Below are 4,465 nucleotides of genomic sequence, written 5' to 3'. Positions count from 1 at the left end.
TGCTCAGGACACCGGAGTGCCGATAGCAGCTCGATGTTGGGGGCAGTAGGACGCCACGGAAGCGCCGAGCAGATAGCCGGCTTCGTGTGCGGACAGGTCTGTTGCCCGTACAACGTTGAGCACCAACGACGTTGGCGTCTTGCCCTTGTCGAGTCCGGCGCACATGTTATGTCCGGCGGCGATCGCGGCGGCGCGGTCGGTAAAGACAATTCCGTTGCGCTGAATCTCCGAAATGAACGAATCATCGTTTTGGTCGGCCGACGCCGGCGCCGCGAAAAACACCGCCGCTGCGGAGAGCGCGACTATTGTCGACCAGTTCCCAAGGCGCGCAATTATTCGGGTCACGATGTTCCTCAATGTGACATCTGGGCTCTACGCATTAACGGTGGCTGAACATTAGCCAGAATCGACGCATCTTTCCCGCCGGCGTCAACCGTGCCACCTCACACAAATCGGCCCACTTTGGTCAGGGTTTCCGGCGGCCCATGCCCTAGCGTGCTGGGCGGCCGCCGCCATGCGGGAGCCGAGAATTCCCGTGCTGCATCGCTTTTCATTCGCAACCGTGGACTGGCGCGATCCGCCCACCGGGGGAGCGGCGAGGGCGGGCGCCGCGGCCGGCCCGCGGGGCGACCATCCGTGAGAGCAGAGCGCAACCAGGATTTAACCGTCACGGTGTCGCCCGCGGGCAAACTCCGGCCCCGCCGATAACCCACCCCCGTCTTGAGCAATTGCCGCCGTCTGCCCCCGTGAGCTGGTGCGAGCAGGCGCGCCGACGCATTTCACAGTGGCCGTACGGGTGCGCCGCAACCGCCTTGGGTATGGTTCAAGGAGTGTGCGGAGTCACCGGGGAGGTACGGCTCGACGGGCAGGTCCCCGATGTAGCGGCGGTGTCAGCAATGGCCGCCGTGATGGCGCGACGGGGCCCCGATGCCTCCGGCGCCTGGTCACAGGGCCGTGTCGCGCTCGGTCATCGTCGCCTCAAGATCATCGACCTGAGCGAGGCCGGCGCCCAGCCGATGGTCGACCCGGAACTGGGTCTGTCCATCGCCTTCAACGGCTGCATCTACAACTACAAAGAGCTGCGCCGCGAACTCACCGGACACGGCTACCGGTTCTTCTCGCACAGCGACACCGAAGTCCTGATCAAGGCCTACCACCACTGGGGCGACGACTTCGTCAGCCACCTGCATGGCATGTTCGCCTTCGCCATCGTCGAGCGCGACAGCGGCCGGGTGCTGCTCGGTCGCGACCGGCTCGGGATCAAGCCGCTCTACCTGACCCAGGACAGCCACCGGATCCGGTTCGCCTCGGCGTTGCCGGCGCTGCTGGCCGGCGGCGGCGTGGACACCCGCATCGACGCAAACGCTTTGCACCACTACATGACGTTCCATTCGGTGGTCCCCGCGCCGCTGACCATCCTGCGGGGCGTTCGCAAGGTGCCGCCCGCTTCGCTGATTGCCATCGAGCCGGACGGCCGGCGCACCACCACCACGTACTGGACCCCCGACTTCACCCGGCACGACGACCGCGCCGGCTGGTCGGAAACCGACTGGGAAGACGCGGTGCTCGACGCGCTTCGCGTCGCGGTGAAGCGCCGGCTGGTCGCCGACGTGGCGGTGGGCTGCCTGTTGTCCGGCGGCGTCGACTCCAGCCTGATCGTCGGCCTGCTCGCGGAGGCGGGCCAGCACGGCCTGATGACCTTCTCCATCGGCTTCGAGTCGGCCGGCGGCGTCGAGGGTGACGAGTTCCGGTGGTCGGACATCATCGCCCGGCGCTTCGAAACCGACCACCATCAGATTCGCATCGAAACCGACCGGATGCTTCCCGCGCTCGACGGGGCGATCGGCGCGATGAGCGAGCCGATGGTCAGCCACGACTGCGTGGCCTTCTACCTGCTCAGCCAGGAAGTTGCGCGCCACGTGAAGGTCGTGCAGTCGGGCCAGGGCGCCGACGAGGTGTTCGCCGGCTACCACTGGTACCCGCCGATGGGCTCACCGGCCGCCGCCTCCCTGGAGGGCTCGGTCGCCGAGTACCGCGGCGCCTTCTTCGACCGCGATTCGGCGGAAATGGCGGGCCTGCTCGGGCCGGGCATCATGGCCCCGGGCGACCCCAGTGAGCGCTTCGTCACCGAGCACTTCGCCCGCGCCGGCGCCGAGACGGGCGTCGATCGCGCGCTGCGGCTCGACACCACCGTGATGCTGGTGGACGACCCGGTGAAGCGGGTCGACAACATGACCATGGCCTGGGGCCTGGAGGGCCGGGTGCCGTTCCTCGACCACGAGGTCGTCGAACTGGCGGCGACCTGCCCCCCGGAATTGAAGATCGCCCACGAAGGCAAGGGTGTGCTCAAACAGGCTGCGCGACGGGTCATTCCGTCGGAGGTCATCGACCGGCCCAAGGGCTACTTCCCGGTTCCCGCGCTGACGCATCTCGAAGGGCCCTATCTCGACATGGTGCGGGATGCGCTCTATGCGCCGGTTGCCAAGGAGCGGGGCCTGTTTCGCACGGAGGCGGTCGACGCCCTGCTGGCCGACCCGAACAGCAAGCTGACGCCCTTGCGCGGCAACGAACTCTGGCAACTCGCCCTGCTCGAACTCTGGCTGCAGCGGCACGGCATCACGGGCCCGGTGGCATGACCGTGACCGATCCCCCCGGCGATCACACCGAGGCGATCACGATGGGCCTGCACGACGCCTCGCCGCCGGAGCTGGTGGAGGCGATGGCCAAGGACGTCGAGCTCGAATTGGGCTGGGGCCGGCTCATTTTCGGCCAGACCTTCGCCGACGCGCACCAGCTGGTCGAGGCGCTGCGCCGGGAGGGGCCCGGGCGCCGCGACATCTGCATCTACGCCCGCGAATCCCACGTGGTGGTCGCCGAAGCGCCGACCGAGCTCTTCATCGACCCCAGCCACACGTATCGCCTGCGCTTCACCGATGCCAACCCGGAAGACCTGTCGCCGACGCCGCTCGGCGTGACCGTGCGCACCCTGAACGACCCGGTCGACGCCGACGCCATGAACCGCGTCTACGTGCGCTGCGGGATGGTCCCCGCCGGCGTCGACGTCATCTGGCACAACCACCTGAACGTGCCTGCGGTGACCTACCTGCTGGCGGTGCGCGACGAGGACGGCGCCGTGGTCGGCACCGTCACTGGGGTCGACCACGAGCTGCTCTTCGACGATCCCGAGCAGGGGTCGAGCCTGTGGACCCTGGCCGTCGACCCGGCCGCCGGACTGCCCGGGATCGGCGCCGCCCTCACCCGGGCGCTGGCGGAGCGCTTCCGCAACGCGGGCCGCGCCTACATGGACCTGTCGGTCGCGCACGACAACGCCGCCGCGATCGGCCTGTACGAAAAGCTGGGTTTCCGCCGCGTCCCGGTGCTGGCGATCAAGCGCAAGAACGCCATCAACGAGCCACTGTTCAGCCCGCCGCCCGAGACGGTCGACGACCTCAACCCCTACGCCCGGATCATCGCCGACGAGGCGCTGCGCCGCGGCATCTGGGTGGAGGTGCTCGACGCCGAGAGCGGCGAGATGCGCCTCACCCACGGCGGCCGCAGCGTGGTCACCCGGGAATCGCTGTCCGAATACACCTCGGCGGTCGCCATGTGCCGCTGCGACGACAAACGGCTGACGCGCCGCCTCGTCTCGGAGGCGGGCATCACGGTGCCCCGCGCCCGGTTGGCCACCTTCGACGAAGGCGACTACAACTTCCTGGCCGAGGTCGGGGAGGTGGTCGTCAAACCCACCCGCGGCGAACAGGGCAAGGGCATCACCGTCGGCGTCACCGTCGACAACGGTCCCGAGGAGCTCGCCGCCGCCCTGGCCCGCGCCCGTCAGCAATACCCCGACGTGCTGATCGAGCAGCGCGTGCAGGGCGACGACCTCCGGCTCGTCGTGATCGACGGCCGGGTGGTGGCCGCCGCGCTGCGGATGCCGCCCGAGATCATCGGCACGGGGGAGCACACCATCCGCGACCTGATCGCGGCCGAGAGCCGGCGGCGGTCCGCGGCCACCGGTGGCGAGTCCCGCATCCCGCTCGACGACCTCACCGAGTCGACGGTCGCCGAGGCGGGCTGGTCGCTCGACGACGTGCTGCCCCAGGGCACCCGCCTTCGCGTCCGCCGCACCGCCAACCTGCATCAGGGCGGCACGATCCACGACGTCACCGCGGTGGTGAACCCGGAACTGTGCCGGGTCGCGGTGACGGCGGCCGAGGCGATCGGCATCCCCGTGACGGGCATCGACCTGCTGGTGCCCGACGTCACCGGCGCCGAGTACGCCTTCATCGAGGCCAACGAACGACCGGGGCTGGCCAACCACGAACCACAGCCCACGGCCGCGGCGTTCATCGACTTCCTGTTCCCCGGCCACCCGGGCCAGCCGCAAGCCTGGACTCCAGAGGAGTCGCGCGCCGAACGCGGCTGAGGCTTGCCGTGCGCCTCGCTTGGGTATCTCTGAAGATCA

Annotated in this window: 3 protein-coding genes; 2 read left to right on the top strand and 1 reads right to left on the bottom strand. The window is 69.0% G+C overall.

From position 1 onward, the window contains the following. Positions 1-3: 3 nt before the first annotated feature. A complete protein-coding gene (locus A5678_RS04850) occupies positions 4-345 on the bottom strand; it encodes a DUF732 domain-containing protein (RefSeq protein ID WP_231983573.1) in 342 nt (113 codons plus the stop codon). 485 nt (positions 346-830) lie between these two features. Between A5678_RS04850 and A5678_RS04845 the strand changes: the two genes are divergently transcribed. Further along, a complete protein-coding gene (locus tag A5678_RS04845; RefSeq protein WP_068039221.1) occupies positions 831-2,636 on the top strand; it encodes an N-acetylglutaminylglutamine amidotransferase in 1,806 nt (601 codons plus the stop codon). Further along, a complete protein-coding gene (gene ngg / locus A5678_RS04840; RefSeq protein ID WP_068039218.1) occupies positions 2,633-4,426 on the top strand; it encodes an N-acetylglutaminylglutamine synthetase in 1,794 nt (597 codons plus the stop codon). The genes A5678_RS04845 and ngg overlap by 4 nt, the downstream gene beginning before the upstream one ends. Positions 4,427-4,465: the final 39 nt, after the last annotated feature.

Origin of the sequence: Mycobacterium sp. E2733, from assembly GCF_001667585.1 — a bacterium.
In the GTDB taxonomy this organism is placed as follows: domain Bacteria; phylum Actinomycetota; class Actinomycetes; order Mycobacteriales; family Mycobacteriaceae; genus Mycobacterium.
Note: the sequence above shows the minus strand (reverse complement) of the source record. Positions and strands in the feature narration are given on the sequence as shown.